The 323-nt window shown below is 37.2% G+C and carries 1 protein-coding gene; it reads left to right on the plus strand.

What is annotated here, in order from left to right; genetic code table 11:
• The coding region (locus HC175_RS22150) for an AI-2E family transporter (RefSeq protein WP_168140012.1) at nt 1-323 on the plus strand (323 nt) is incomplete at both ends.

The following is a 323-nucleotide window of genomic DNA, read 5'->3' on the forward strand; positions in this document are numbered from 1 at the left end:
TACCCCCTTACAGGAGAAGGATCTTGAAAAATCTAAAGAAGGGTCTGGTATACCTTTTATGGGCAGTAATTCCAATACCGGTCAAAAAGCAGCAACTTTCCTTAATAAGGCTCTTGGATTTTTTGGAGATTACCTGCTCACTTTTATCTACATTTTTTTCCTGCTCAATTACAGGCATCGGTTCAAAGCCTTTCTATTAAATCTTTTTCCCGATTCAAAACGGCATAAGATCAAGGGAGTGATAGAAAATTCGGCAAATGTTACTCAAAAGTACCGGGTTGGAAAATTGATCCTAATTGGAAGTTTAGCAGTTTTATATGCTA

It is taken from the genome of Salinimicrobium oceani (assembly GCF_012037645.1).